Origin of the sequence: Marinomonas pontica, assembly GCF_026191375.1 — a bacterium.
Lineage (GTDB): Bacteria > Pseudomonadota > Gammaproteobacteria > Pseudomonadales > Marinomonadaceae > Marinomonas > Marinomonas pontica.
Genome location: NZ_JAODTL010000022.1, coordinates 163719 through 188062, shown reverse-complemented (window position 1 = coordinate 188062; position 24344 = coordinate 163719). Strand labels below are relative to the sequence as shown.

At 42.7% G+C, this 24344-nt stretch carries 23 protein-coding genes, 3 tRNA genes and 2 pseudogenes; 9 read left to right on the top strand and 19 right to left on the bottom strand.

Annotated features, from left to right (window positions below):
- Window positions 1-24: 24 nt before the first annotated feature.
- Window positions 25-960: a chemotaxis protein CheV gene (locus N5P32_RS04000; protein ID WP_265727881.1), complete on the bottom strand. Its 936-nt coding sequence runs from the start codon at window positions 958-960 to the stop codon at window positions 25-27.
- 114 nt (window positions 961-1074) lie between these two features.
- Here N5P32_RS04000 and N5P32_RS03995 point away from each other — a divergent pair, with 114 nt between their 5' ends.
- Both N5P32_RS03995 and N5P32_RS03990 read left to right on the top strand, forming a co-directional pair.
- Window positions 1075-2259, top strand: coding sequence for an EAL and HDOD domain-containing protein (locus N5P32_RS03995; protein WP_265727880.1), 1185 nt, complete (start codon window positions 1075-1077; stop codon window positions 2257-2259).
- Window positions 2256-3032, top strand: a complete 777-nt coding sequence (locus tag N5P32_RS03990; protein WP_265727879.1) for a TatD family hydrolase — start codon at window positions 2256-2258, stop codon at window positions 3030-3032. The genes N5P32_RS03995 and N5P32_RS03990 overlap by 4 nt, the downstream gene beginning before the upstream one ends.
- Window positions 3033-3040: 8 nt before the next feature.
- Here N5P32_RS03990 and N5P32_RS03985 read toward each other — a convergent pair whose 3' ends face one another.
- Genes N5P32_RS03985 through N5P32_RS03975 form a run of 3 tightly spaced genes read right to left on the bottom strand, consistent with a single transcriptional unit; the run spans window position 3041 to window position 8556 of the window.
- Window positions 3041-5386 (bottom strand): DNA polymerase II, encoded by a 2346-nt coding sequence (locus N5P32_RS03985; protein ID WP_265727878.1) that lies wholly within the window; start codon window positions 5384-5386, stop codon window positions 3041-3043.
- Window positions 5387-5416: 30 nt separating this feature from the next.
- Entirely contained in the window at window positions 5417-7876 is a 2460-nt protein-coding gene (locus N5P32_RS03980; RefSeq protein ID WP_265727877.1) for an ABC transporter permease, read from the bottom strand.
- Window positions 7873-8556 carry an ABC transporter ATP-binding protein gene (locus N5P32_RS03975; RefSeq protein WP_265727876.1) on the bottom strand — a complete coding sequence of 228 codons (684 nt, stop codon included), beginning with the start codon at window positions 8554-8556 and terminating at the stop codon, window positions 7873-7875. Before N5P32_RS03975 ends, N5P32_RS03980 begins: the two co-directional genes overlap by 4 nt.
- 25 nt (window positions 8557-8581) lie before the next feature.
- Between N5P32_RS03975 and N5P32_RS03970 the strand changes: the two genes are divergently transcribed.
- From N5P32_RS03970 to N5P32_RS03960, 3 genes are read left to right on the top strand one after another with little or no spacing between them, the layout of a single operon-like run.
- The gene (locus N5P32_RS03970; protein ID WP_265727875.1) at window positions 8582-9211 is read left to right on the top strand and encodes an arylesterase; all 630 of its coding nucleotides are present in this window, start codon (window positions 8582-8584) and stop codon (window positions 9209-9211) included.
- Window positions 9212-9231: 20 nt separating this feature from the next.
- Complete coding sequence (locus N5P32_RS03965; protein ID WP_265727874.1) at window positions 9232-10170, top strand: D-2-hydroxyacid dehydrogenase; 939 nt, start codon at window positions 9232-9234, stop codon at window positions 10168-10170.
- Window positions 10167-10892 (top strand): pseudouridine synthase, encoded by a 726-nt coding sequence (locus tag N5P32_RS03960; RefSeq protein WP_265727873.1) that lies wholly within the window; start codon window positions 10167-10169, stop codon window positions 10890-10892. Before N5P32_RS03965 ends, N5P32_RS03960 begins: the two co-directional genes overlap by 4 nt.
- On the opposite strand, the gene N5P32_RS03955 is transcribed toward N5P32_RS03960, so the two are convergent.
- Window positions 10852-11406: a GNAT family N-acetyltransferase gene (locus N5P32_RS03955; RefSeq protein ID WP_265727872.1), complete on the bottom strand. Its 555-nt coding sequence runs from the start codon at window positions 11404-11406 to the stop codon at window positions 10852-10854. The two genes, N5P32_RS03960 and N5P32_RS03955, sit on opposite strands and share 41 nt — an antisense overlap.
- A 145-nt stretch (window positions 11407-11551) precedes the next feature.
- Here N5P32_RS03955 and N5P32_RS03950 point away from each other — a divergent pair, with 145 nt between their 5' ends.
- The 3 genes from N5P32_RS03950 (at window position 11552) to N5P32_RS03940 (ending at window position 13521) form a co-directional block, all read left to right on the top strand.
- Window positions 11552-11896, top strand: coding sequence for a translation initiation factor Sui1 (locus tag N5P32_RS03950; protein ID WP_265727871.1), 345 nt, complete (start codon window positions 11552-11554; stop codon window positions 11894-11896).
- 164 nt (window positions 11897-12060) lie between these two features.
- Window positions 12061-13089 carry a GGDEF domain-containing protein gene (locus N5P32_RS03945; RefSeq protein WP_265727870.1) on the top strand — a complete coding sequence of 343 codons (1029 nt, stop codon included), beginning with the start codon at window positions 12061-12063 and terminating at the stop codon, window positions 13087-13089.
- A 24-nt stretch (window positions 13090-13113) separates the two neighbouring features.
- Entirely contained in the window at window positions 13114-13521 is a 408-nt protein-coding gene (locus tag N5P32_RS03940) for an acyl-CoA thioesterase (protein WP_265727869.1), read from the top strand.
- A 75-nt stretch (window positions 13522-13596) separates the two neighbouring features.
- On the opposite strand, the gene N5P32_RS03935 is transcribed toward N5P32_RS03940, so the two are convergent.
- Both N5P32_RS03935 and N5P32_RS03930 read right to left on the bottom strand, forming a co-directional pair.
- Window positions 13597-13684, bottom strand: a tRNA-Ser gene (locus N5P32_RS03935).
- A gap of 91 nt (window positions 13685-13775) precedes the next feature.
- A complete protein-coding gene (locus N5P32_RS03930; RefSeq protein ID WP_265727868.1) occupies window positions 13776-14342 on the bottom strand; it encodes a nitroreductase family protein in 567 nt (188 codons plus the stop codon).
- 179 nt (window positions 14343-14521) lie between these two features.
- Between N5P32_RS03930 and N5P32_RS03925 the strand changes: the two genes are divergently transcribed.
- Window positions 14522-16006 carry a coiled-coil domain-containing protein gene (locus tag N5P32_RS03925; protein WP_265727867.1) on the top strand — a complete coding sequence of 495 codons (1485 nt, stop codon included), beginning with the start codon at window positions 14522-14524 and terminating at the stop codon, window positions 16004-16006.
- On the opposite strand, the gene nadA is transcribed toward N5P32_RS03925, so the two are convergent.
- The 12 genes and pseudogenes from nadA to ruvC all read right to left on the bottom strand — a co-directional run bounded on the left by nadA (window position 15999) and on the right by ruvC (window position 24243).
- On the bottom strand, window positions 15999-17045 hold the full coding sequence (nadA, locus tag N5P32_RS03920; protein WP_265727866.1) for a quinolinate synthase NadA: 1047 nt from the start codon (window positions 17043-17045) through the stop codon (window positions 15999-16001). The two genes, N5P32_RS03925 and nadA, sit on opposite strands and share 8 nt — an antisense overlap.
- A gap of 42 nt (window positions 17046-17087) precedes the next feature.
- Window positions 17088-17163, bottom strand: a tRNA-Lys gene (locus N5P32_RS03915).
- 27 nt (window positions 17164-17190) lie between these two features.
- Window positions 17191-17266 (bottom strand) — tRNA-Lys (locus N5P32_RS03910).
- A gap of 41 nt (window positions 17267-17307) precedes the next feature.
- Window positions 17308-18102, bottom strand: a complete 795-nt coding sequence (ybgF, locus tag N5P32_RS03905) for a tol-pal system protein YbgF (protein WP_265727865.1) — start codon at window positions 18100-18102, stop codon at window positions 17308-17310.
- A complete protein-coding gene (gene pal, locus N5P32_RS03900; RefSeq protein WP_265727864.1) occupies window positions 18102-18689 on the bottom strand; it encodes a peptidoglycan-associated lipoprotein Pal in 588 nt (195 codons plus the stop codon). Before pal ends, ybgF begins: the two co-directional genes overlap by 1 nt.
- Window positions 18690-18708: 19 nt before the next feature.
- Window positions 18709-20007 carry a Tol-Pal system beta propeller repeat protein TolB gene (tolB, locus tag N5P32_RS03895; RefSeq protein ID WP_409371073.1) on the bottom strand — a complete coding sequence of 433 codons (1299 nt, stop codon included), beginning with the start codon at window positions 20005-20007 and terminating at the stop codon, window positions 18709-18711.
- Window positions 20007-20957: a cell envelope integrity protein TolA gene (gene tolA, locus N5P32_RS03890; RefSeq protein ID WP_265727863.1), complete on the bottom strand. Its 951-nt coding sequence runs from the start codon at window positions 20955-20957 to the stop codon at window positions 20007-20009. Before tolA ends, tolB begins: the two co-directional genes overlap by 1 nt.
- Window positions 20957-21381 (bottom strand): annotated as a pseudogene (tolR, locus tag N5P32_RS03885) (protein TolR). Before tolR ends, tolA begins: the two are co-directional and overlap by 1 nt.
- Window positions 21381-22061, bottom strand: a complete 681-nt coding sequence (gene tolQ / locus N5P32_RS03880; RefSeq protein WP_265727862.1) for a protein TolQ — start codon at window positions 22059-22061, stop codon at window positions 21381-21383. Before tolQ ends, tolR begins: the two are co-directional and overlap by 1 nt.
- A gap of 9 nt (window positions 22062-22070) precedes the next feature.
- A pseudogene (ruvB, locus tag N5P32_RS03875) lies at window positions 22071-23083 on the bottom strand (Holliday junction branch migration DNA helicase RuvB).
- 3 nt (window positions 23084-23086) lie between these two features.
- A complete protein-coding gene (ruvA, locus tag N5P32_RS03870; RefSeq protein ID WP_265727861.1) occupies window positions 23087-23689 on the bottom strand; it encodes a Holliday junction branch migration protein RuvA in 603 nt (200 codons plus the stop codon).
- Window positions 23686-24243, bottom strand: coding sequence for a crossover junction endodeoxyribonuclease RuvC (gene ruvC / locus N5P32_RS03865; RefSeq protein WP_265727860.1), 558 nt, complete (start codon window positions 24241-24243; stop codon window positions 23686-23688). Before ruvC ends, ruvA begins: the two co-directional genes overlap by 4 nt.
- Window positions 24244-24344: the final 101 nt, after the last annotated feature.

Sequence of the window (24344 nt, the reverse complement as noted above, 5' to 3'; positions counted from 1 at the left end):
GGAGTACTGCTAATTTATCGAACGTTATTCTTTATATACTACGCTACGAATTCGATCTTGAATTAACGATGCCAATTTGTCTGGTTGGAATTTAGATAGGAAATCATCACAACCTACTTTTTGCACCATGGCCTTGTTAAAGCTTCCGCTCAACGACGTGTGCAAGACAATATGCAAGTCTTTGAGGCGCGGATCTTCTCGTACTTCACGAGTCAGTCGATAACCGTCCATTTCTGGCATTTCAGCGTCAGTAATCATCATGAGCAACTTATCTGGCACATTCTCGCCTTCATCAGCCCATTTTTTAAGTTTCTCTAAACCGCGCTTACCATCCGTCGCCTCATGGACTTTGATGCCCATAAAATCCAATGTTGAACGACACTGAGCCAAACCAACAGATGAATCGTCGACAACCAATACCTCTAAACCTTTTGCGTCTTTTAGCAATTCTTTATCAATTACATCGTCACTGACACGGCTGTCATAAGGAGAAATTTCAGCCAAGACTTTTTCAACATCGATGATTTCAACAATACGGTCGTTAACCCGCGTTATTGCCGTTAAATAATGTTGACGACCTGTGCCATCTGGTGGAGGCAAAATTTCGTTCCAGTTCATATTGATGATGCGATCTACTTCACCAACCATAAAACCCTGAACGGTATTATTGTATTCCGTCACAATAAGATTACAGGGCTGAGAGCGATCAATGGGTCTCATACCAATGGATTCAGATAAGTCGATAACAGGAACGGTTCTACCACGAAAATGCGTAACACCAGCCACAGATGGGTGACGATGAGGCATTAAGTTCAGTTTAGGCAGCATCACTACCTCTTGAACCTTAAAAACGTTTATTGCAAACATTTGCATTCCACCAAGGCGAAACATCAACAGTTCCAAGCGGTTTTCACCCACTAACTTGGTTCTTTGGTCTACAGCGTCTAACATGCTTGCCATATTTTACTCCAAACATTTTTAAATTAAGGCGTTAATCCATTTATACCATGATATTGTATTCGACTATCCGTTACAGTATTTTTTTGTGACAACTATTCTTTTCAAGGACCCGTAATGAATAACAACGATGTACTTTTTTGCCGTAAGGCTGTTGTTAATCGCGATTCGGAAACCGTAGCGTATTACATACTTCACCCAGCCGGGGTGACTAACGACAATAAAGCATCGTTTTTAAGCTCTTTATTCGTTGATGTGAATCTTATCGAAGTAACACAACAAAAAACCATCTACATTAAAAGTAGTTTAGACGAACTTCAGGCTTTGCCCTTACAAAAAAACATACATCTAGTGACTTTTTTGATTGCTTCTACATTAAACGAGTCCGATTATGAACTTTTATCGGAACTCAGGTTACAAGGCCATCAATTAGGTATTATTCACCCACAAAACGCCCCCATGTCTGCGGATTTTTTTAACGTCTTTTCCCATGTATTTTTTAGTCTAGACAAAATTTCGGTAGAACAAGTTATCGAGACAATGGCAAACCCCGCCCTATCCTCTAAATGTGTTTGGGTCAATAAAGTAGAACAATCTGAGCAGTATGCCCAACTCTTAGAAGCCCTACCAAAGGGGCATTTTAGCGGTGGTTTTCTGCATAAAATGACGTCAATTAAAGGTAAGCGTATTTTGTCCTACCGAACAATTTTGATCGATTTGTTGGTGGCGCTCAATAACCATGAAGCCTCCCCAAAAATTCTTGCTGAATACATTGAGCGAGACCCCACATTGACCTATCGAATCATTAAATTAACGCACTCTGCGATCTATCGCAGTCAATTTAATGTTTCAAACGCACAGCGGGCCATTGAGATCATTGGCATTCGGGATTTAATCAAATGGGTGAGTTTAGTCATGTTCGGCAGCGTGACAGGTAAACCGGCCTGCTTGTTCTCTATGGCGCTTTCTAGGGCGTGTTTTTGCCAAAACTTGTCCGCTCATTTGTTCCCAAGACTGGAAGGCGCTTTTTTAGTGGGGCTTTTCTCTTACTTACCCAGCTTTCTAGACGAAGAGTTGTCATTGCTTTTAAAGGATTTACCCCTAGAAGCAAACATTAAAGCCGCATTATTAGAGTCTAAAGGCAACCTCGGGGGCATTCTTAACGTGGTTAAGGCTTACGAATCTGGACAATGGTCAAGAATCCCATTTGAACAACTTTCAGACAAAGAGGTGACTCAAGAATCACTTCGTGAGCTGTACATTCAAAGCTTAAAAGAAGCGCGTCAAATGGGGTCTTTATGATTGATATTGGTGTCAATATTAACCACTCATACTTTATCGATGACTTAGATAAAACTCTGTCAGAAATGAAAGCGTCAGCAGTGGATGGCATGGTATGTATTGCTTCGGACTTAGAAGAAAGCCAATTTATTCAGGCATTGTGCCAACAACATCCTAATATGTGGAACACTTTAGGATGTCATCCTCACCAAGCAAAAACGTGGTCGGAAAAGACCCGTGACCAGATTAATGCGTTAATACACACTTCTCGTCCTGTCGCCATAGGTGAAACAGGATTGGATTTCAATCGCAATTATTCGACACCTGATGAGCAGCGGTACGCTTTCCATCAACAGATAGAGTTAGCCACAGAGCACCAACTGCCGTTGTATTTACACGAAAGAGACGCACACCAAGAAATGGTTGCTACCTTGGCAAAGCACCCCGACTTAGCAGAAAAATCGATTATCCATTGTTTTACCGGAAGTCAGCGTGAGCTTGATGCCTATCTGGCGTTAGGTTTATACATCGGCATAACAGGTTGGGTGTGTGATGAACGGCGTGGGGCTGACTTACAAGCGTCTATCCCTCATATTCCTTTAGATAAATTGCTCATCGAAACAGATGCGCCTTACTTATTACCCAGAAATATTCGTCCACGGCCAAAAAGAAACCATCCAAAATATTTGCCTTGGGTCGCTCAAGAAGTGGCGCAGCGAAAAGGTATCACCATAGAAGAATTGATCAAAGCAACCCGTGAAAACACCAAGAGCTTATTTGGTATTTCTGTGTAGCTTGCCGTCTAAAGTAAAGATATTTGCTGAGAAAGAAGATTGGCCATATTGGTTTTAAAAAAGGGCAAAATACTGTCCGCAATGGGCTCAATCTGCTTTTCAATATAGTGTTCGTAGTCTAAGTCAACCAAGGTTTCTGCGCCCTCATAGGGCATAACCCCCGATCTTTGATAAACATAATACACTCGTTTTCGCCCCTTATTGTATTCAAGAGGCAAGCCTTGTTCGGCCCTTTTCTGATCAATCATAGCCGCGGCACGAACATGTGGCGGTATATTTTTCGTATACGACGACAGCGGTCGACTTAGTTGTTTGCTGTATACCAACTGGTCATCAAAAAGACCCGCTCGCAATCTTTCAACCACGTTTTGAATGTACTCAATGGGATTTTCATCATTAAAGATTTTTTCAAAGAGTGTACGTTGGAACTGCCTTGCTAATGGCGTCCAATCGGTTCGAGCCGCTTCCAAACCTTTAAAGACAAGTTGACCACCTGATTGCCCAGCATAACGCTTTTTGCTTCCTTCCTCTTGTCCTCGAATGGTTGGCATAAAGAAACGCTCATATACGCGTTCAAATTCAAGTTCTAAATGAGAATTTAATTGAGCGTACTCTTGGCACCATTGTGAAAGGCAGGTGTTTATGTCTTTTCGTAACTGCAGCCCCTGTATTTTAGGGTCGACATTGGATTTATCATGTAAAGTAACAAACAGAGAATCGGTATCGCCATAAATTACGGTAGCGCCCCGTTCCTCCATCCAACGTTTTGTTCGCCCCAGTAATTCATGACCGCGCATAGTAATAGAGCTGGCTAACTCCGCATGGTAGAAGCGACAGACATTTGAACCCAGTACACCGTAAAACGAATTCATAATGATTTTAATGGCGTAACTTAGAATGCTGTTACCAGATTGCTTGGCTGCCTCCCTTGCGTTGGCTAACTCCCCAACAAGGGTGGGTAAAATGGCGTATTGACGATCAAAATGTGCGCCTAAAAAGCCCGGCACCAACCTAGTTGATGCTGTTGCAGGTAGGTCCGAAACGAGTTTGGCCGTAATGCGAGCCAGTGGATCAATATGAAAGGTACGGATAATACTCGGGTACAGACTTTTAAAGTCAAACACCAAAACGTTTTTATACAAGCCAGGAATGGAAGACATAACAAAACCGCCAGGACTGGCCACAAAATCTTCGTCACGCCAGGCTGGAGCCACCCAGCCGGCTTTGTGGAGTCTGGGTAAATAGAGGTTTTCGAAGGCAGCTACAGAACCACCGGTTTGTTCAAAAGGGATGCCGGTTAAATCCACTCGTGTTTGCTGTAGCTCTATCAATTTTAGCTTGTCAAAAATGCGCATGACCAAATCACAGTCTTGTAAGTTATACGCCACAAAGGCATCTAAATCTTCCCTGTGAAGCCGTTCGATTTCCTGCCATCGCTCATTACCATGCAATAACTTTCCATCATCGAGAATTTCTTTACTGACATTGTTTAAACTAAAAGATTCAAACTGATAGCCCCCCACTTTTAGCAAAGTAATGCCATCCAAAGCGACACGTCCAGGAATACTGGCAAAGTACTTTCCTTGGTTATCTGATGAACGAATGCTCCAGCTTTCACCATTAGCACCAAATGCAGGACGAATGCCTAAGGCTTGACACCGCTGATCAATAAATTGCAAATCAAAACCGATTAAATTCCAGCCGATAAAAATATCCGGTGAATGCTTTCTCACGAATCTTATAAAAGCCAGTAATAGACTATTTTCATCATCAAAACGTCGAATTGTGTCTGAAACAGCGGCCTTAGGGGTGACAACAAACGCAACACGCTGATCCTTTGCGGTAATACCTATAGACAGCAAGGTATTGGTCGAAACCGAAGTCTCAATATCTAAGGACCACACTTTCCAACTGGGTTTCCAATCTCCTGCGATGACTCGCGCTTGACGAAATACCTGCTGATTTGTATCCGGCTCGCCGATAAAGCGCACTGCTCCACGGATATTACGCTCCATTAAATAGCGGTTATGAGGCTTGATATCTTCTTCATAGACGGCAAAACCTTGTTGGCGAACTTGATTGATCATCTGCTGGTGGAGCATCAAACTGTTGCTTTGCACCAAAGTAACGGCTTCATTCTCGAACGACCGATAAGATGATAAGCGACATTGGATTCCTGTCACATTTTGAGGGAGACGATCAAGCGGAGCATTGGTAAAGAACACACTAAGCTGTCGATCAGGAAAGACTTTCACCGTTCCTTCCTGCGTTTTTATAAAAAGGCTCATCTCAATGTGGCCATCCACATCTTTAGTATGACGACTCACGATGTAGCCTTGTTTTTCTATAAACATTTCAACAGCCTAGTTTGCTAATAACACCGACTATAAATCACGCAACAAATGCATGGGAGGCACTTTTAACACAGTCCTACTGGCAAAGACACCAATGGTTGAAATAACGAATACACCAATGACAGGACCAATCAACCACAATAAGGGGTGAAAACTGGCTTGTGCATTAAACACAAAAACCTGCAAACCATACAAACAGCTTTCTGCCCCTATCGCAGCGATGAGTCCAGAAAAAATGCCAAGAGCACCAAACTCAACTAATAAGGCTTGTCGAACCAGTGCGCTTCTGGCCCCAAGCACGCGCAACAAAGCGCCTTCTTCTAAGCGTTCCTCTAGAGTAGATCGAACACTGGCCAATAAAACCAGCGCCCCAGCACTCAAAATGCAGAGAAGAACCAGTTGAATCGCTTGAGAAAGCTGCCCAATGATGGTTTGTATTTGTTTTAAAACATCCCCAACGTTCAGGATAGACACAGTGGGAAATGACGACATGGCTTTATAAAAAGGCTGAGCGTCATCGCCCCCAATGAACAGACTACTTACAAAATTCGCAGGGTAATTTTCCAGCGCACTTTTTGGCAAAATGAGATAAAAATTCGGCTGCATAGACCCCCAATCGACCGTTCGAATTGAGGTAATAGGCAAGGTAACGATATTGCCACCAATATTAATGGTCAGTTCATCACCTATACTCAAGTTCGCTTCTTTGGCTGCTTTTTGCTCAACAGATAGACCCTCAGCCGAAAAGTCGCCTTCCACCAATTCATTACCCTTACCAAGGTTGTCTGACCAAGTCAGATTAAGCTCACGTTCATAGAGTTCTGGTTCGCCTCTTTCTTCTGGGTAAAGGAATTGAACAGATTCATCGTTTACTGCGGTGACACGACCACGCACCATTGGATACCAATCGGATCTTTTTACGCCTAATTGGGCGGTTTGATCATTTATCGCGTCAACTTGATCGGCTTGAACATTGAATAAATAATGGTTGGGAGCATCTTCGGGCAATTGTTGTTGCCAATCTGAAATTAAGCTGGATTTTATACCAATAAGAATCAGCCCAAGCATGATAATAAGAGTAAACACCAGCAGCTGGAATAGATTCGGAATTAGCCTTCTGTACAACGCTGCCAAGCCTATTTGCCACCCGCTTGTTGCGCCAGATGTCAATGAACGTCCCAACTTAAAAGCCAACCAACCGATTGCAGCAACCAGCAATGCAATCCCTGCAATCGCGGCCGTCATAATACTTGGCAACAAAAAACCTTTCGTATACACGCACATCAGAGCATACATCCCAACAAACCCCACCAGATATATGAACAAACTGTTGAGCTCCACCTTCGCATTTGGTTGCAATACTGACAGCGGTGAAATTTTAATCAAATGTGACATAAGAGGTAAGCAAAAAACCAACATAGAAATTAGGCCTGTTGCCGCTCCTAACCATAAACGGGCAAACGATGGTTCAGGCAAAGCGGTCGACATCAGACCAGATAACAAGGAAGCAATGACCTCTTGCAATCCCCAGCCAATTGCTAATCCCAACCCGGCTCCAACAACAAATAAGGCAAATAATTGTTGAAAGAAGATACGTCTAAGGAGCGGCGGCGTTGCCCCAAGAGTTTTTAGGATAGCCACTTGCATTAAATGCCGTTTTACAAATCGAGCAGAAGCCAAAGCCATCGCCACGCCAGACATTACGACCGCCAATGTACCCGCTAGCAATAAGAAAGATTCCGCACGTCCGATGGTATCACCGATGCGTTCGCCCCGTTGAGTCGGTGTTTGCCAGCGCTGTCCTTCATTTAGCTGCGGCTCAAGCCAGTTCTGATACGCTTGCAGCGCATCTTTGTCGCCAGCAAGTAACAAGGAATAACGCACGCGGCTACCAGGGATGATGACATGGGTGGATTCTAGATCATCCATACTCATTACAGCACGGGGAGAAATAGCAAATGCAGAAGAACTAGAGCCTGGGTCGCGAACCAAATATTTAGACACGGTTAAGGTGGCATCCCCTACCTCAACCTTGTCACCTAGCTGAATATTCAACAAACTCGCCAAACGTGAGGACACCCAAATATTGCCTTTTTCCGGTGAGCTTGTGGATTTCCTACCTACGCCAAAAAGCTCATCATCGACCAGGAAAGTACCCTTTAATGGGTAGCTATTTGTCACAGCACTTATTTGAGAAAGTTGCAGTGAATCTCCCGCGAACAACATGGTCGTAAATGACGTACGCTGGGCCGTCTTTAGCGTCAGCTCCGATGCTTTGTCTTCCCAATCTTTGGCAATAGTGTCATCAGATCGAACTAAGCGATCAGCCGCTAGTAAGTTGGCCGACTCTTGCTCAAATGACAATTGCAAACGATCAATAAACAAGCCTATTGAGGTGACTGTGCTCACAGATATAATTAAGGCAAACAATAAGGTTAATAAGTCGCCACTGCGAATATCTCGCAGCATTAATCGAAATGTAAAATTCATAGTGTTCTTTCCGTTAGCTGCCCTGCCGACATTACCAATTGCCTATCGCACATTTTGGCTAACTCATTATCGTGAGTGACCATCACTAAGGTTGTGCCTTCAGATTGGTTTAATTCAAACAGCAGCTTGATGATCAACTGCCCATTTTCTTCATCTAAATTGCCTGTTGGTTCGTCTGCAAACAATATTTTCGGATTAGATGCAAATGCACGAGCAATAGCAACGCGTTGTTGCTCACCACCAGACAGTTGATTTGGATAATGCGTTAACCGATGCGACAACCCGACTTTATCGAGCAATAGCTCTGCCTTTTGGCGAGCGGACTTATCGCCTTTTAACTCCGCGGGTAGCATGACGTTTTCAATGGCTTGCAAGCTGGGCAAAAGATGAAAAGACTGAAAAACAAAACCAACATATTGACCTCTGGCTAACGCTCTTTGTTCTTCTGTTTGACTCGAAAACGCTTGGTCATACAGAAAAATATCACCAGATGTATTCACATCAAGACCGGCTAGCAAACCCAATAATGTCGATTTCCCCGACCCCGAAGCCCCAACAATGGCTACTGACTCGCTTTCCTTGATTTCCATATTGATTCCTTTCAATATGGTTAAATCCCCTGTATTCGATGTCACAGTATGAGTTAAATTAGACACTTTAATTGCAGTACTTCTAGTCATAATGGTCCACTTAAAAAGGTTTGATATGTTTGTTTTTAAACACATGAAGCGAGTCTGCACATTCATTGTGCTATTGTGCGTTAGTTCAGTTGCCTCAGCCTCTACGTTACTTGTTATGGGCGACAGTCTTAGTGCTGCGTATAATTTACGACAACAAGATGGTTGGGTTAGTTTACTTAAAACAGAACTTTCTTATTCTCATCCAGAAATAGACGTTATTAATGCCAGTGTGAGTGGTGAGACAACACAAGGCGGTTTGTCACGTTTCGCTGCGTTATTAACGGCTCACAACCCCAGTTGGATCATTTTAGAACTGGGCGCCAATGATGCTTTACGCGGTTACCCTTTAAATCAGACCACATTGAATTTAGAAAAAATGGTCGAACAAGCACAGGACGCTGGTGCGGCTGTTTTGTTGGTAGGCAATCAAATCCCACAAAACTATGGTAAACGTTATACACGAATGTTCTTCAATTTATACAAAGACATTGCCGAGAAATACGATCTTGCCTACCTGCCATTCATGCTTAAGGATGTTGCATTAAATAAATCGCTAATGCAAAACGATGGCTTACATCCCAACAAAATGGGGCAACCCATTGTTCTGCAGAACATCCTGCCATATTTGAAACCGTTAATAGATGCCACTAAGTAGATAAAAATAAGGAAAATTGAATGAAAGCCGTTTTTTTGGACCGAGGCTCGTTCCCAAAACACATAAAGATCGAACTGCCAAACAGCATTGACGATGTTGTTTTTTATGACAATACTGCGGCCGAAAACGTCATTGAGCGCATTCAAGATGCCGATATTGTTCTTTCTAATAAAGTAGTTTTAAACGAAGAAGCGATACACAGAGCAAATAGCCTAAAACTTATTCAAGTAATGGCAACAGGTACCAACAACGTTAATATAAATGCCTGTCAAGAGAGAAATGTTTGCGTTCAAAATGTCACCGATTATTCAACAATCAGTGTACCTGAACACACCTTTGCCATGTTGTTGGCATTACGACGTAACCTGACATCGTATGTTGACGCTGTGAAATCAAAACGATGGGCAGATTCCGAACATTTTTGCTTTTTAGATTACCATATAAAAGATTTGTCAGGATCAACCATGACAATCATTGGAGGTGGTACATTAGGAAAAAAAGTCGCACATATTGCACACGCCTTTGGTATGGATGTCATCTTCGCAGAACGAAAAAATGCGACTGAAGTGCGCGATGGCTATTTGAGCTTTCGGCAAGCGATACAGTCAGCGGATATAATTAGCATCAATTGCCCGCTAACAGACGAAACAAAAGACCTCATCAGCGAAGTCGAATTCTCTTTAATGAAACAAAGTTGCCTGCTTCTTAACATCAGTCGCGGCGGAATTGTTGATGAAAAAGCACTCGTGGACGCACTAAAAAATCTGAAAATATCGGGTGCGGCTTTTGATGTTGCGACACAAGAACCAATGCCCGAAGATCACCCACTTCAGTCCCTCACTGAATTGCCTAACTTCCTTTTAACGCCTCATATTGCATGGGCAAGTGACGAGGCAATGCAAACCTTGGTAAATCTTGCCATGAAAAAAATCACCGCTTTTATAGACTCATCACTATGACATTAGAAATCGTATTTCAAGATGAGGATCTTGTTGTCGTAAACAAGCCGTCTGGGCTTTTGGTTCACCGCACGCATTTAGCGAAAGACGAAGAAGATGCCGTGGTTCAGCGGCTCCGAGACCAGACTGGCAAATGGGTATTTCCCGTTCATCGCTTAGACCGTGGCACTTCTGGTGTCTTGGTGATGGCGTTTAGCCCTGAAATAGCTCGCTTACTGTCCGAACAATTTTCTGAAAATACAACGTCTAAAACCTACCATTGCTTAGTGCGCGGTTTTTGTGATGACAACGGTGTAATCGACTACCCTTTGGCAAAATTGAATGAACAAAAAGGACGTTCTCGGTTTAAATTGGAAGGTACTGAAAAAGACGCTGAGACAAGCTTTACTTGCCTAATGCATTACCAGTTGCCTATCCCCGTTAGCCGTTACGATAGTATGCGATTAAGCTGGCTAGAAGTAACCCCCAAACAAGGCCGAAAGCATCAGATACGTCGGCACTTTAAACACCACCTAAACCCACTTGTCGGGGATTCATGTTATGGCTGCAGACATATTAATAAAGTAGTCAAAGAAATATGGCCAGAACATTTTCGTTTGATGTTGCACGCTTCCAAACTGGAGTTTACTCATCCAGTTAGCCAAGAAAAAATGATCATGGAGGCAGCTTTAGATCAGCAACTTAAGAGTGTTCTGGAAATATTGTCGGATCATCAGGTTTGATAAACAAAGGGTTTACGTCTTCGATAATGGGCCAACGATAAATAAGACTATCATGCACATTAGGACCAATCTTGATGGCCTTTTCTTGGGTTTCTTGCAGTTCAAAACCACAGCTAAGCAGTACTTTTATCGATGCCTGGTTGTGGTCTGCTACTTGAGCATAGACCTCATTGATACCATGGCTCGCCCAAACTAACAGCAAGTGTTTGAGAACGTATTGTGCAATGCCTTGGCGAGTGAAGTTCTTTGCGATGCGATAGGAAACTTCTAATGAGGAATCGTCCAGATATTGACCACTAAACCGACCGATTAACACATCGTTAGGCAGACACACCAGATATTGAAATTGCTTTAATTTTCCAGACAACAGACGCTTAAAATACATTTCAGACTGCTGACTAAGCGCTTGTTGAGGAATAAACTGTGAAAACCAACCTCTGTTACGAAACTCAAACAAGAGGATGCTTCTTAGGTCTGCTTTAGTAGCCTGTCTAATGATTAGTGTCATATTCATAACCAGCACGCATTTTGATAACCGTATTATTGATAGCTTAGTGCAGATATCCAATTCATGCTGAATAATGTCTTTTTTCTCTCGTTCAACCTGAATGAAATGTTAAAATAATCGCTTTGTGCTTATAAAGGAGGAATGAAAATCCATGAAAAATAGAAGCTTAGTGTATTCAACCGATCAAGGTCGCCTTTGTCCTGCCTGCGAGCACCCTGTTACAGACTGCCAATGCAAAGATGACACCGTTATCGGTGATGGCAAAGTACGCATTGCCTTAGAAACAAAAGGACGTAAAGGCAAAGGTGTTACCGTAGTAACAGGGTTACCATTAACGGAAGATAAATTAAAAACATTGGGAAAAAAACTAAAAGCCCAGTGCGGCACTGGTGGGGCAGTGAAAGATGGACACATTGAAATTCAAGGAGACCATCGTCAAAAATTAAAGGATCTACTTGAAAAAGAAGGGTTTTCTAGTAAATTTACCGGCGGCTAAGATAGCTATTCTTCGTCATAACATTTACTATGATTTTAGTTTTTCAGATATCAAGGCACGAATGATTCGTGATGAAATCGAAGCCAAATTGTTACTGAGCAAGCAGTTTTGCTCGTTATAAATTGTGAACCACTGACGGAATGGGACGCCTTAGTGGTATTAATATGGCAGCAGAGGTTCCGATGTTCCAACACAACACAAAACAAGCGAAACAACTCATGCGATCTGCCATTCCGCTGATGGTTAAGCTTGATATACCACCTACCCCATATAATTATGGCATTTGGTACGAATACGCCTCCAATAAAAACCCTAAGCTTAATCAGTTGGTTGATAGAGCATTACGTCGTTTTGGTGGCCTTCCTGCATTTGTTTCAAAAGAATTGTTTAATGAATTTTTATTGCCAGAAGAGTTTCAGCACGCACACCACCAAAGTGGCCGCCTAAAAGACATAACGAATACCCTTGAAACTGAGACAATTACAATTTCTGGTGAAGTTGAAAGGTTTAATTCTACCCTACGAAACTCAAAAATGGCGTTAGTAACTGCCAGTGAAAATGATCAAATCGAACAGCTTACAACCACTTTAGAGCAAGGGGTGTTGCGCGCGAATCAGGCCATCGAACTGTTTGGTCAATCTTTAAAATCCGCCCAAGACGAATTGGCTGCACTAAAGAATGAGCTGTCCGACGTAAAAAAGAACGTTGAGTTAGATCCCATTACTCTACTTTCAAACGACAAAGGCTTTGAGCGTATGCTCTTCTCACTTGTTCCGTATGCAGAGGATGACTTAACTTTATTGTTGATCGACATTGATGACCTAAGTGGTGTGAACCAAGAATACGGCACTAAAGCGGGAACATCATTGATTCGATATATTTCTAAATTATTACTTCGCTTACTTCCAGAAAGAGGGTTTCTTGCTCGACTAGAGGGTGGCCGTTTTGCCATGCTGCTCAACGAAACCGAATTAAGTGCTGCATCTCAGTTAGCGGAATCGGTTCGAAATGAGATCTCAATTCAAAAAATACGTTACAAAAACACCAAGGTACTACTTCGCCAAGTGACCGTTTCGGTTGGTGTTGCCACTTTGTTTGGTGATGAAAGCCCTAAAGAACTGGTTGAGAGAGCACAACACTATCTATTGTATGCAAAACGGTCAGGCAAAAATCGCATTGCTCATCATGAATAAAACTCACAGATTGAAGGTATTGTCATGAAAGACACTAAACTAAAGGGAAATTACATTGATTTTATCGTTCGTGATTACGAATGTGATATGCAAGGCATTGTTAATAACTCCGTTTACCAGAACTACCTAGAACACGCGCGACATCAGTTTATCAAAACACGAGGGCTGGATTTTGCAGCCATTACGCGCGAAGGAATACACTTGGTGCTCATAAAGGCAGAGTTAAATTATAAACGTTCCCTGCAGAGCGGCGATGCCTTTTATATTGAGACCCATGTAGAGCGTCAGTCAAAGCTCAAACTGGTTTTTCATCAAAATATATACAAGAAAAACAGCGATCAATTAATGCTAGAAGCCAAAATGACAGTGACATCAACAACCAAGGAAGGGAAACCCATTCTATTTGAGCAAGCCAAGCTTTTAATTGATTAAGCAAGAATTACTTAGTCAAGGCCCTACGAATTTGAGATGAAAAAAAGACGCCTAATTAGACGTCTTTTTTTATAATGGCGGTGAGCAAGAGATTCGAACTCTTGATGCCTTTCGACATACACGCTTTCCAGGCGTGCTCCTTCGGCCACTCGGACAGCTCACCAAAACTTTTTACGCTCTGCGTAATTTGTGCGCGTATATTAGTGATGACCAAGCCTAATTGCAACCCATTTTTGACAATTTAACCTTAAAAATTAATCTCTTACCCATTCAAGGTGCTTTTCTAGTGTTACGTCAGGCGTGCTGGTGGTTGTACTCTCTGCGGTACCCGCATAAATTAGACCGACAATTTGATCATTTACGCCAAGAGACAAAAGCTCTTTCGTTTTTTGAGTAAAGCAGGCAGGGCCACTTCGCCACATAGCGCCATAACCTAAGGCATTCAACCCAAGCAGTACTTGTTGAGCCGCAGCCGATGTTGCCATAATTTGCTCTATTGCTGGGACTTTGGGGTGCTCTTGAACATGGGCATAAATCAGTAATACGGCAGGCGCTCGATATGCTTTTTTAATGAAAGCCTCTTCTTTGTTGAGCGGCATACTATCCACTTCAGATACAGCATGATGCCAATATATTTGACCTAGTTTAGAGCGCCCTTCTCCTTCGTAAATCTTAAAACGCCATGGGGTAAGATTGCCATGATCGGCCGCTCTGCTCGCGGCAGAAAGTATCGCTTCCCACTCACTTTGGGTTGGCGAGGGAAAGGTAAGTTTCGGCTGTGATACACGATTACGCATGAAGGTTAAAAATTCTTTACTCATAAAATCTGGCATTCCGTTAACATGGGAGATAAATAAAGCTATGCTGATAGCTGATTATTAATTAATGATAATGAATATCACATCTATTGACGAGTGGTCGAGGCTTTTATGGCTAAGTGGTTAATTTGGACATTACTTGAAGCAAGCACACTTTTGCTAATCGCAAATGTTGTCGTTTTTTGGATAAGCAGAGGGATTCAGAAGACGACAGCAACAGCGACAACCAAGAAGCCAGAAAAAATGAAACATCAAATCTATCGCCACAAAACCCCATTGAACAAGCGTCGGTTGTTTATAAAGGGCTAGCGCATTTTTTAGATAGACAAATACATTACGCTGCTGATTCTATGAATAAAACCGGCCTAGACATCCATGAAATCAATAGGGTTAAAGTCTGGGGAACCATACTAAAGGCGGAACGCGCTATTTTACTTAATCAAGCAAGTGATCAGCCAACTCCGATTTTGAATCGCTTTTTATCTAGCCTACTCTATGCGTTGTCTTCACCAAAGTTGCAATCTACAAACATCGATGAGTTACAAGCCAGCTTAAAAGAGATGGAAAGTGAATTTTTGCAGACCGCCGAACTACTTATCTCAAAAGAGGCTCTCACTCAAAGCCAAAACCTGCTGAATATAGATTTGAAGCACCGAATTGATTGGGCTAAACAAAATCTCAAGCAACTTGAGCTTAAGCAGATAGAGCGGGATCGATTACAAGCCGAAATTGACAATCTTACATTAAAAATTAAAAAACTAGAGCAAGCCCAAATTGATGGCGATGACACTGATTTACCCTTCAACATTGAAGTACCTGTAGCCAAGCAACTGGAGAAAGAAATACGTTCTACTTTTTTAAAGCAAATATCCAGCCTAAGCGGCCTTTCCGAACGCCAAGAAATAGTCATTGATCAGCTAAAGAATGAAATAGCCAAAGCGCAGAAAAATCAAAACTCTAAAAATGCTATAGAGGCGCAAAAAATAGCCATTACAAAACTTGAAAGAATGTCCGTAGAGTCTCAATCATTAATTATGCAACTTGAAGCTGAGTTACAAAGCTCCAATTTATCCATAGCCAGCTTAAAGGAATACATAAACGATAAAGACGCTAAACTGATGGAGCTAGAGCAACAGCTCAGCCAGAGCAATGAGACAGCAATAGGCAACCTCCAATCCCTAAATGCCAATAAAAAAGAGGCGCTGGTATCGCTAAGAGACGGCTTAAATTCAGCAATCGAAAATATCCCCATGGAATCACTGAGCGAGCAAGATAAAGACACAAAAGCATTAGAACGCTTACTGCATGAGTCTGAAACGTGTGTCACATTATTAGCACAAGAGCTACAGACAGCCGAACAAGAAAACCAAATACTTAAAGAGAAGGTTAGCTTGTTAAGCTCAAACAAAGGGGATACATCTGAGCTTTCTTCCAGCCTAATAAAACAGAGAGAAAGAAACAGAGAGCTTGTAAATATTACAACCGAACTAAAAGCGAAGGTATTGGATATGAGATTGGAAAAGAGTTATCAAGAGCTAAGGGTCATCTACAATAAGAAAAGTCTTGAAAGCGATCGATTACAACTCGCCTTTTCAGATCTAGAGAAGAAGTACTTAGGGAACACTCAATCATTAGAGTGTCCCCATTTTAACCTTTTGACTATTTAACCTGAAAATCCAACATTCGCTGCAAAGGAATCAGCGCTTTCACCCTTGTGTCTTCAGGCACATCGATTTGTCCCGATCCATCTCTGAGGGAATTACGCAACATTTCCAAGCTATTTAACGCCATCCATGGGCAATGCGCACAACTTCTACAAGTAGCTCCAGATCCTGCTGTAGGCGCTTCAACAAAACGCTTTTCAGGTGATGCCTGCTTCATTTTGTAGAAGATGCCTCTATCCGTCGCAACAATAAAAGTATCGTTCGTCATCGTTTGAGACGCTTTTAAAAGCTGGGAAGTTGACCCAACCACATCGGCAACATCAACAACAGATTCTGGTGACTCAGGATGAACCAGCACAGCGGCATCGGGATAAATTGCCTTTAGGTCCAAAATACCTTTTGCTTTGAATTCTTCATGGACGATGCACGCTCCATCCCAGAGAATCATATCAGCACCCGTTTCGCGCTGTATATATCCGCCAAGGTGCTGGTCAGGCGCCCAAATGATTTTTTCACCTTGCTCGACAAGATGCTCGACAACATCCAAAGCAATGCTTGATGTCACCACCCAGTCAGCACGAGCTTTAACTGCAGCAGAGGTATTAGCATACACAACCACTTTTCGATCGGGGTATTGATCACAAAATGCAGAAAACTCTTCAATTGGACACCCAATATCAAGCGAGCACGTTGCCTCAAGGGTTGGCATAAGAATTGTTTTTTCAGGGCTTAGGATTTTTGCTGTTTCACCCATAAACTTAACACCGGCGACAACCAGTGTTTTCGCCGGATGATTGGCGCCAAATCTAGCCATTTCTAACGAATCAGCAATAATGCCGCCCGTCTCTTCAGCAAGCTCTTGAATGGCGTCTTCAGTGTAATAATGAGCAACTAAAACCGCATTTTTTTCTTTGAGCAATGCTTTTATTTCGGTGCGGATTTGGTCATCATCAGCTGACCTTACTTTTAGGCTTTCTTCGGCTTCAGAGAGATATTTTTGGACAGTATCGCGAAGTGCTGCTTTATCAAAAAGTTCGGACATATTATTACCCCTTAAGAAAACTGGGAGCAGGATGAGTGTTTTTGGTGGGTCGTACTGGATTCGAACCAGTGACCAATTGATTAAAAGTCAACTGCTCTACCAACTGAGCTAACGACCCAAACACATAAAAAAGGAATAAAGAAGTTGGTGGGTCGTACTGGATTCGAACCAGTGACCAATTGATTAAAAGTCAACTGCTCTACCAACTGAGCTAACGACCCAACGGGTTGCGTATAATACAGAGCCTGCTGAGGAATGCAAGCTATTTAATTTTACTTAAATACCCTGACGCTAGTTTGGCAGCTTTGCTATCTGGAAAACGACGGATAACATCCTGTAAATAAGTCTTCGCTTTTGCACTATCGCCCATTTGATCACTTACGGTTCCCAGTTTGTACAAAGAGTCTTGCTCTTTGCTGTGTCCCGGAAATTTCTGGATCACGGTTGAGAATGCACCTAACGCCTCATTAGACTTACCTTGAACCAGCTTTACTTCCCCTAACCAGTAATAACCATTTCCAGTTAAAGAATTGCTCGGATAAGTAGTGACAAACTGCGTGAATGCAATCTCTGCCTCATCAAACTTTCTTTGACGAATAAGATTGTACGCATCGTCATACGCTTGTTGAGACTTTTCCGAAGGTGGCGGTAGCGTTACAGGCGCCAAAGGTGATGTTGCTAGCGCACTTACTGGACGCGTCGTTTTATCAACAGTGGCTGGTACAACAGTCTGAGGTGAAGATTCCGCTTGTGAAAAAGTAACGTTTCGTTTTGTTTCGCTAACGGATGCTGACATCAACAAAGAAATTCGCTTATCAAGATCAATATAGCGATCACGCTGACTTTCTTTCATCAGCCTCAATTCATGCCCTTGCTCTTCCAGTTGACCTCGAAGGCTTTGAACTTCTTGCTGCAATGTTTCCAGTTGAAAAAGCAGCTCAGCAGCAGCCCCTGGCGATAATCCTGAGCCTGCTTGCTGAGTTTCGGCCAAAGCAATTGGCGCTGTGAAACACAGCGCCAATGCCAAAGAGCGAATATTGATGTTTGTATCAATCATTATTCGTAACGCACTTCAACTCGACGGTTTAATTGCCAAGCATCACTATCGTGACCGAAAGCGACAGGCACTTCTTCACCAAAGCTCACTGTTTCGATTTGTGAAGCAGCAACACCTTGAATAGTCAAGTAACGACTAATGGCTTTTGCACGACGCTCACCAAGAGCCATGTTGTATTCACGAGTTCCGCGCTCATCAGCATGACCTTCCAATACGATACGAGCGTCTGGGTGAGACACAAGATATTCCGCATGCTTAGCTAGCGCTTCACGAGATTCTGGGCGAACAATTGATTTGTCGAAATCAAAATAAAATACAGTTTCAACACCTGCCAAAGAATCCATACCTGTATCTTGAGCAGCTGGTGTTTCTTCAACGATAACACTAGTTAAAGCACCCTCTTCACCCGCACCAAATGCTTGATCAGAAGATCCAGTAGTATCATTTGTCGCAGCCGCTTGCTCAGTAGAGCTCGCATCTTCTGCAACCGTTGAAGTATCAGTATCTGTTGCTGTTGTGCTACAACCTGCAATCCAAGCGGCAGATAATCCAATTACAGCAAACTTACCTAGTTTGTTTACACTCATTATTCACTCCTCAATGTCTTTATTTGAAATACGGGGACCAAGATGGCTCTCGTACATCTCCATCAGCTGATGGTAGCTTATATTTTACAAGTCCATCAACGGATACTACGGCTAAGATACCCTTTCCTTGATAGGTTGTGGCATACATCACCATGCTACCATTTGGCGCAATGCTTGGCGATTCATCTAAGTAAGTCTCTGTAAGAATTTGTACACGGCCAGTTTTCATATCTTGTAATGCAATATGATAATTACCGTCGTCCTTCTGAACGGTGACAAGATAACGACCATCAGGGGTCATTCTTGCTCTTGTGTTTAATTCACCTTCAAAAGTTACTCTTTCTACTCGCTTACTATTAACATCAAGTCGATATATTTGCGGGTTACCGCCACGATCTGATGTAAATACTATTCCTTTTCCATCCGGTTCCCAGCTTGGCTCTGTGTCAATGGCATAATGATTGGTCATACGCTCAAGTTTTTGTGTAGCTATATCAAGAGTGTATATTTCTGGATTGTTATCTTTAGACAAAACCAGGGCCAATTTCTTACCATCAGGAGACCATGCTGGAGCACCGTTCAACCCTCTAAACTGGGCGATCTGCTGACGCTTGCCGGTTGCCAATTCTTGAATAAAAATATTCGGTCGTCGATTTCTAAACATTACATACGCAATTTTTCGACCATCCATACTCCATGATGGAGAAAGAATAGGCTCTTTAGACTCAACAACAACTTGTGGTCGATGACCATCAGCATCAGCAACCTGCAACTTAAACAAAGGGGCTTTTCTGTCACCCTCTGCAGTAACATATAATATTCTAGTACTAAAAGCTCCTTTTGTTCCCGTCAACAATTCGTAAACTTTATCACTAATGTAATGGGCAGCGTCTCTGAAATTTCTCGCCCCAACATCTATAGAGCTGTGTTTTTGAACTGACTTTTGACTCAGTACATTCAATAATTCAAAGCCTATTCGGAACTGATTATTGGGGAGTTTTTGTATGTTACCTATGATGACATAGTCACTTTTCAGTACACGCCAGTCACGATAGAACACATCCTCTTCTTTTGAAGGCAAACTTAACATATTCGATCGGGGAATGGCTTGAAACAAGCCACTGCGCGTTAAGTCATCTTCTACAATTTTAGCAACATCCTCAGGCAGTGCATCCACACCTGAGTACCCAAATGGTACTACCGCAATAGGAAGCAACTGATCAGCACCACTGGTTATCTCAATCACCAACTGAGCATAGGCTGAGTTAATATAAAACAAACATAAGAAAACAGCACTTAAGCACTTTTTAAACATCATTAATTTCTCAAATCTTGCGGGTTAAAAATCAAATCCACTTGGCGAAAATTACGCTCAAATACGTAGGAGTCTACCTGTGACAACTCGTCTATTTTTCTCACTTTATACACCGCATCAACGGCTTTTTGGTCGAACAGCCCATCGCCACTTGACTTAGTGACATCAACATTTCTGACCTCACCATTTGGTAAGAAATAAATTCTCAGATAGGTTTTCATTCCATTTCGAGCGCTTGGGGGTCGTGTCCAATTAGCAGTCACTCTATCATTAATTAAGCCACTAATGGATTGCACCATTTGAGCCTCTTCCGCCGCCTGTTTTCGTTCTTCCTCAGCGGCCGCTAGCGCCCCTGCGGCTTCTTCTGCCTTTTTCTGTTCAGCGGCAAGTCGCGCGGCTTCCTCTTCACGTTTACGCTCTTCTTCTGCCTTACGTTCAGCTTCCGCTTTCTGAGCTAACGCTTCTTCTTTACGTTGCTTTTCTTTTAACCGTAATTCTTCAACACGCTTTTGCTCCGCTTCTTTTGCTAAGCGCTTGCTTTCTGCTTGTTTAGCTAACTGTTGTTGTTCTTTCAGCCTCTCTTTTTCAGCCGCTTTCTTCTGTGCGTCTTCTTTTTCTTGCGCTATTTTTTTGGCTTTTGCTAATTGCTTTTGCTTTTCTTCCAGCGCTTTTCGCTCCACTTCTTTTTGTCTTTTTTGCTCTGCTTCCTTTTTCTTTTGTGCGGCCAATGACGCTGCTTGTTGCCTAGCGACTTTTTCTTCCGCTTCTCGCTTGCCAATTATTGTTTGAGAAATATCAATGACAGTGGCATTAACAATTGGCGGCCTTTTGGGTGTCTTTTGCTCTTCACCATTAAGGTCAATCACAACAACACCTGCAACAAGAATCACAAGGTGCAATGAAACCGCGAGAACAATTGGGATACTATAATTATCATTACGTAGCCACTTCATTACTTTCTATCCGGCTCTGTTACAAGACCAACATTTGGCGCACCAGCCCCTGCAACGCAACCATCAAGCCAATAACGTCACCATAAGGAACGTTTTTATCGCCTCTCACCAGCACAGACATTTTTGGATTTTGGCTCAAGACTTTGCGAACTCTGTCTTGTAACTGCGATAAGGTTATAGATTCTTGCTTACCACCTACATCCAAATAAAATTTACCTTTCGAATCCACTGATGCAATTAGCACTTCATTTTCGCTATCTTGGATAGGAGCAGCATTCGCATTCGGCAGTTCAACATCCACCCCTTGAGTAAGCATGGGGGCTGTGATCATAAATATAACAAGCAGCACCAACATAACATCTATGTAAGGTACAACATTTATTTCTGCCATGGGACGACGTTTATTTCTTCTTGAGCGAGCCACTATACAGCGCCTCCCTCTCTAACATGTACTTTTCTGTGAAGTATGCTAGTAAATTCATCAGCGAAGTTTTCATAACTTGAGCCTAATGATTCCGCCGCTGAGGAAAAGCGGTTGTACGCAATAACCGCTGGAATTGCCGCCGCCAAACCAATCGCGGTCGCAATAAGTGCTTCTGCAATACCAGGCGCAACGGTTGCCAATGTGGCTTGCTGAACTTCTGCAAGCCCAATAAAGGAATGCATAATGCCCCAAACTGTCCCGAACAAACCAATGTATGGACTTGTTGAGCCGACCGTGGCTAAAAAAGGTAAATGTTGATCTAATTTTTCTTCTTCACGATAAAGTGCCACACGCATAGCGCGCTGCACCCCTTCCATAATGGCATCAGGGTCAACATTTTGATTCTGCCTTAGTCGAGTGAATTCTTTGATGCCTGATGTGAAAATATTTTCCATTCCTTCCACCTTTCGGCCTTCTTGAGTCAGTTTTCTGTATAACTGACTGAGATCGATACCAGACCAAAAATTTTCTTCAAATGCGGTGCGTGTTTTTTTAGCCGCCTTTAATACTCTTATTCTCTGGAAAATAACAATCCATGAAAAAATGGAAGCCGCTAATAGAATCAACATTACAAGTTGAACTACCAAACTAGCACTGGCGATAAGTCCCCAAATTGACATTGTTAACCTCTATTTGAAATCTGAAGGTAATTGATAATTAAAATGTTCATAAGCTCGTTTTGTTACCTGACGCCCTCTCGGGGTTCTTATAATAAAACCTTGCTGGATTAAAAATGGCTCTATTACATCTTCTATTGTGTCTTTGTCTTCCCCTAAAGCAGCTGATACGCTGTCTAGCCCAACAGGTCTACCGTCAAACTTTTCTATCATGGTCAACAACATACGTCTATCTAAGTGATCAAACCCCTGACTGTCTACACTTAACATATCGAGTGCCCTTTGGGCAACTTTTTGACCAACAAGTTCCACACCCTCAACCTGGGCGACGTCCCTAACTCGACGCAATAGCCTGTTTGCTATGCGAGGTGTTCCTCTTGAACGCCTCGCAACTTCAAACGAGCCAGACGAGTCCAACTGCATGCCCATTTTACCGGCTGACCTAGCCACAATTGTTGTTAACGACTCCACATCATAAAACTCTAAACGCTGAACTATGCCAAACCGGTCGCGTAGTGGCGACGTTAACAATCCTGCTCGCGTTGTTGCTCCGACAAGCGTAAAGGGGGGAGTTCAATTTTGATTGATCTTGCTGCAGGTCCTTCACCAATCATGATATCAAGCTGATAGTCTTCCATTGCAGGATAAAGAACTTCTTCAATGGCGGGGCTAAGCCGATGAATTTCATCGATAAATAAAATATCCCCTTCATTTAAATTGGTCAGTAACGCTGCTAAATCCCCTGCTCTCTCAAGCACAGGGCCAGACGTTGTTTTAACATCAGCCCCCATTTCATTACCAATGATATGGGCGAGCGTCGTTTTGCCTAATCCCGGAGGACCAAATATCAACGTATGATCGAGCGGTTCGGCTCGCTGCCTAGCCGCCTGAATAAAGATTTCCATCTGCTCACGAACAACTGGCTGACCAATATACTCTGCAAGTGCTTGCGGGCGTATTGCTCTATCTACTTGCCTGTCGCTGCCCTTAATCTCAGCTGAAATAATACGATCTTGATCAATCATCATTTATTTCCTTAGCATTCCTTTTAGAGCTGCCCGGATAACATCTTCACTATTCGCCGCATCAACAGGAACACCTGCAATTGCCTTAGCTGCCTCTTGTGGTTTGTAACCAAGAGAAATTAGGGCAGCTTCAGCTTCTTGTCTTGGGTCTGCTTGAACCTGACGCAGCACCGCAGGAGTTGAGAAAAGGTCATTTTTTGCCGCTTGCCCTAACTTATCTCTTAACTCAATAATCAGTCTTTCAGCGGTCTTTTTGCCGACGCCAGGAATGCGAGTTAAAGCCGTAACGTCTGAATCTTGGACATTACTAATAAGCTCATCGGAAGACATACTGGATAAAATAGCCAACGCCATCTTAGGTCCAATACCGTTTACCTTTATCAAAATGCGAAATAGCGCTCGTTCATTTTTATCAGCAAAACCAAATAACGTATGCGAGTCTTCTTTTACGATTAGGTGTGTAAATAATGTCACCAACCCGCCTGATTGAGGCAGGTCATAAATGGTTGTCATGGATACGCTGATTTCATAACCAACACCATTCACATCAACCAATAATTCAGGCGGTGTTTTTTCTACCAAAGTGCCGACAATTCGTCCGATCACAAAGCTTTCCTCACATCTTGTTCTGTCCAACGCTTAGACGTTCGACCTGCACGCTTGCCGACTCCGTACTCTAAGCCACCAGAAGTACGTGTATTCGCGTGACATAATGCGATAGCCAGAGCGTCAGCAGCATCAGCCTGGGGTTTGGATGTTAAATTTAACAATAGCTGAACCATCATTTGCACTTGCGTTTTATCTGCGTTGCCATTCCCAACAACAGATTGCTTTACTCGTCTTGCGGCATATTCATTCACAACCAGCTCCCGTAAAGACGCTGCCACAATTGCCGCGCCTCTGGCTTGACCAAGCTTTAATGCCGAATTGGCGTTTTTAGCCAAAAACACTTCCTCAATAGCAAACTCATCAGGACGATACTCTTCCAGCAAAGCAGATACATTATTAAAAATATGCTTCAACCTTACTGAAAGGGCTTCGTCAGGCAGCCTGATACAACCACTGCCCACGTAGCTTGTCTTGCCATTGATAATATCAACAATACCAAATCCAGTAATTCTGGAACCTGGGTCGATTGCTAGAATTCTCGTTGTGGCCATACCTATTTACGCGCCTTTATCAAGTTACTGTATATTTCAACAGCCCTTTAATCAGTATGCAATGGCAAAGTATAAAAAAGGCCGCTGATTAGCGGCCTTTT

Coding starts and splice junctions, on each gene's coding strand:
- N5P32_RS03940 (WP_265727869.1), top strand. CDS start 13,114: ATGAAAGACACTAAACTAAAGGGAAATTACATTGATTTTATCGTTCGT.
- N5P32_RS03960 (WP_265727873.1), top strand. CDS start 10,167: ATGACATTAGAAATCGTATTTCAAGATGAGGATCTTGTTGTCGTAAAC.
- ybgF (WP_265727865.1), bottom strand. CDS start 18,102: ATGATTGATACAAACATCAATATTCGCTCTTTGGCATTGGCGCTGTGT.
- tolB (WP_409371073.1), bottom strand. CDS start 20,007: ATGATGTTTAAAAAGTGCTTAAGTGCTGTTTTCTTATGTTTGTTTTAT.
- N5P32_RS03965 (WP_265727874.1), top strand. CDS start 9,232: ATGAAAGCCGTTTTTTTGGACCGAGGCTCGTTCCCAAAACACATAAAG.
- N5P32_RS03995 (WP_265727880.1), top strand. CDS start 1,075: ATGAATAACAACGATGTACTTTTTTGCCGTAAGGCTGTTGTTAATCGC.
- ruvC (WP_265727860.1), bottom strand. CDS start 24,243: ATGGCCACAACGAGAATTCTAGCAATCGACCCAGGTTCCAGAATTACT.
- N5P32_RS03975 (WP_265727876.1), bottom strand. CDS start 8,556: ATGACTAGAAGTACTGCAATTAAAGTGTCTAATTTAACTCATACTGTG.
- N5P32_RS03990 (WP_265727879.1), top strand. CDS start 2,256: ATGATTGATATTGGTGTCAATATTAACCACTCATACTTTATCGATGAC.
- pal (WP_265727864.1), bottom strand. CDS start 18,689: ATGAGTGTAAACAAACTAGGTAAGTTTGCTGTAATTGGATTATCTGCC.
- N5P32_RS03970 (WP_265727875.1), top strand. CDS start 8,582: ATGTTTGTTTTTAAACACATGAAGCGAGTCTGCACATTCATTGTGCTA.
- N5P32_RS03930 (WP_265727868.1), bottom strand. CDS start 14,342: ATGAGTAAAGAATTTTTAACCTTCATGCGTAATCGTGTATCACAGCCG.
- nadA (WP_265727866.1), bottom strand. CDS start 17,045: ATGTCCGAACTTTTTGATAAAGCAGCACTTCGCGATACTGTCCAAAAA.
- tolA (WP_265727863.1), bottom strand. CDS start 20,957: ATGAAGTGGCTACGTAATGATAATTATAGTATCCCAATTGTTCTCGCG.
- N5P32_RS04000 (WP_265727881.1), bottom strand. CDS start 960: ATGGCAAGCATGTTAGACGCTGTAGACCAAAGAACCAAGTTAGTGGGT.
- N5P32_RS03980 (WP_265727877.1), bottom strand. CDS start 7,876: ATGAATTTTACATTTCGATTAATGCTGCGAGATATTCGCAGTGGCGAC.
- N5P32_RS03950 (WP_265727871.1), top strand. CDS start 11,552: ATGAAAAATAGAAGCTTAGTGTATTCAACCGATCAAGGTCGCCTTTGT.
- N5P32_RS03985 (WP_265727878.1), bottom strand. CDS start 5,386: ATGTTTATAGAAAAACAAGGCTACATCGTGAGTCGTCATACTAAAGAT.
- tolQ (WP_265727862.1), bottom strand. CDS start 22,061: ATGTCAATTTGGGGACTTATCGCCAGTGCTAGTTTGGTAGTTCAACTT.
- N5P32_RS03955 (WP_265727872.1), bottom strand. CDS start 11,406: ATGAATATGACACTAATCATTAGACAGGCTACTAAAGCAGACCTAAGA.
- N5P32_RS03945 (WP_265727870.1), top strand. CDS start 12,061: ATGGCAGCAGAGGTTCCGATGTTCCAACACAACACAAAACAAGCGAAA.